This window comes from Protofrankia sp. Cj3, assembly GCF_917627355.1.
Classification (GTDB): Bacteria; Actinomycetota; Actinomycetes; order Frankiales; family Frankiaceae; genus Protofrankia.
In genome coordinates, this window is record NZ_CAKJTR010000294.1 from 1,499 (window position 1) to 4,128 (window position 2,630).

The 2,630-nt window shown below is 67.6% G+C and carries 2 protein-coding genes; both read right to left on the bottom strand.

Annotation, left to right across the window (positions count from 1 at the left end; all coding sequences use genetic code 11):
• Nucleotides 1–144: 144 nt before the first annotated feature.
• Nucleotides 145–1,281 carry a Fic family protein gene (locus tag MJ783_RS22555; protein ID WP_239313742.1) on the bottom strand — a complete coding sequence of 379 codons (1,137 nt, stop codon included), beginning with the start codon at nt 1,279–1,281 and terminating at the stop codon, nt 145–147.
• Nucleotides 1,282–1,720: 439 nt separating this feature from the next.
• A partial coding sequence (locus tag MJ783_RS22560) for a vanadium-dependent haloperoxidase (protein ID WP_239313743.1) occupies nt 1,721–2,630 on the bottom strand: 910 nt, incomplete at its 5' end.

Consider the following 2,630-nt stretch of genomic DNA (forward strand, 5'->3'; position numbering starts at 1 on the left):
AGTGCCCGAGCAACGGTGTAACACCCAGCGCCAGCGGGCCGTTTCCGCAGGCGAAGGCCCCCTTGCTGGTAGTTACCGGAAAATCTTCTGACAGTCCCGTCCTGGCGTCTACCGGTGGTTGTGTCGGCAGCCCGCGGCGCCTTGTCAGCTGGTGTATGGATTCCTCAAGGTCATGGGCGTGCGCGCGATGTCAAGTGCCGGCCGAGGGAAGCGGGGGCCTGCCGTGTAGTAGCGGGCCCGGGTTCGGCCGACCGGTTCTAGGACTTGGGCGGTGGTGAGGTCGCGGAGGTCGCGTTGCGCCTGCTGCAGGCTCAGGCCCTCGGCGTGCTCGTACCGTGAGCGGCGGACACGTCCAGCCATGGCCACGTCGTGCAGGGCGGTGACCACTCGCTCTTCCAGACCGGTGCTCTCGGTGAATTCGGAGAGTGCGCGCCATACCCGCCCGGAGCGGTCGAGGCGGCCTTGAACGGTCTGGGCCTGCTGGTGGTAGGCGGTCAGGTTGAAGCGGATCCAGCTGGAGACGTCCTGGTCGGGACGGTACGTGGGGCCCCGGTCGGCGAGTTCGCGGTAGTACTCCCAGGTGTTGCCGGGGCGGCCGAGCCACGCCTCGATGGACGAGAACTCCGGGGCGAGGGCACCTTCGCGGGCGATCATGAGCGTCTGCAGCGAACGGGACATCCGGCCGTTCCCGTCGGCCCAGGGGTGGATGGACACAAGGTGCAGATGTGCCATGGATGCTCGCACCAGCGGGTGGGTGCCGTCGTCGGCGTTGAGCCGGTCGATAAGTTCCTTCATCAGCGCCGGGACGACATCGGCGTCCGGGGCTGTATAGGCCGCGATGCTGGGGTCGCGGGCGTCCGTGACGTAGACGGGGCCCCGGCGCCACTGGCCGGCTGGCTTGCGCACGGTGTGACGGTGGCCTTGCAGCATCCAGTGCAAAGCGTTGAGTATGCCTTTGCTGTAGCTGAAGTCCTCGGCATCGTGGAGCGTCTGGATATACGTCATCATTCGCTGATAGGCGAGGGTCTCCTCCCGGTTCTCGTCCGAAACCTCAACATCTCGCTCGCCATCCATCAGATCCTGGACGTCGATCGTGGATACCTTGAAGCCCTCGATGGAGTTCGAGGCCGCGACGGCATCGGCGGTCAGGAACTTCCGGAGTCCCTCAGTCCATTTCGACGGCGTGGTCTGGATTTGGTGCCGCAGTGCATCCCGCATGCCGTCGATCTCGCTGAGCACCTGATCGTCGGCAGGTCTGAGGGCTGGCGTGGGGTAGAGCATGCATTGACGATAGTTTGACGCAGTCATTACGTCAAAACGGGCTGGGCCACCAGCGTTGAGTCAGGCTTTCAAGCAGCTCATTCGCGATCCTTTTGCAAGATCCAGAAATCGCGATCTGGCTCTCTACCAGCGGAAACGCGTGGACCTTCATCCCGGTTACTCGAACACGCCCGCCCGCCGAGCGAAGCTCGGCATCGGGGGGTCCTGGGGTCGTCCCCAGGGCAGACAATGCGGCCCGCAGGGAAGCTGAACGGAGTTCAGCGACCACAGCGGGCCAGCTCGTGGAGGTGAGGGGATGGAACTTGAACCCCGATCTGGCCCGTTATCTGCGCGAACGTTTGAGGTAAGCGCGTTCGGCGTATCGCCGCCGGCTGGACGTATCCCTTTTCATCCTTCGGCAGCCCGCGGTGCACCGGGTCGGCGAGTTCGGCGATGTGCCTTACCAGCCGGCCCGCGCCAGATCGAACCGGGCGACCTGCAATCCCAGCCGGAGCCCGGCCCGGTCGGAGGTGCGGAAGTGGATGCCGGCCCAGACCCGTGCGTTCAGCACGTCCTCGGCCACCTGGGTCCAGGAGGTGTACGTCCGAGTGAAGCCCGGGGCGGTGGCGGCGGTGAGCGTGAGAGGACGCGGCGGCTGCGGCCCGAGCAGTTCGGTGAGCACGGTGACCGCCGCGCCGGTGTAGCCGTTGTGGCCGCTGGGGTACTCGGAGTTGTCCGGGGGTGGGAACAGCGAGGTCCAGGTGGGATCGGCCCGGGTGTCGGGGTTACCGTCGATGGCGGCTAGGTGTATGGCGGTGACCGGGCGCCATCGGAGGTAGACGTACTTAGCCTCGTACACGGCGATGTAGGCGTCTGCGGTCACCGCGTGGAACGTGGCGAGCAGGCGGGCGCGGTCCCCCGTTGACCGTGGTACACCCGCGGCCAGAACCTGGCGCAGCATCTGGGTCCAGTTAGCGAGGGCGGCCGGCTGCCAGAGCAGCGCCACGCTGGTCTGGTCGGGGGTGCGGACGGTGCTGTCGAGTCGTCCGAACGCCTTCGTCTCGGCGAAGTCCCGTGCGTACTGCGGGGATGTCAGCGGGGGTGGCGGGGAGGGGCGGAACCGGTCGGCCCGGTCGAGCAGGAATGGCCGCGCCCTACCCTGTCCCGCCTGGACGGCCGGGTTGAAGCCCGGTGGGGTGGGCCGCCAGATCCCAGGAGCGTCCGAGGGCGGAGTGAACGGCGTGTTCACCGATGCGGGATCCAGGCCGTCACCGGCACGCTCGGCGAGCATCCGGGCGGCTGCCGCGCGGCCCGCCGCGACGCCGCGGGAGGTGGCGGAGCCGCGCGGCAGGCGGGCCAGGGTCGCGGCC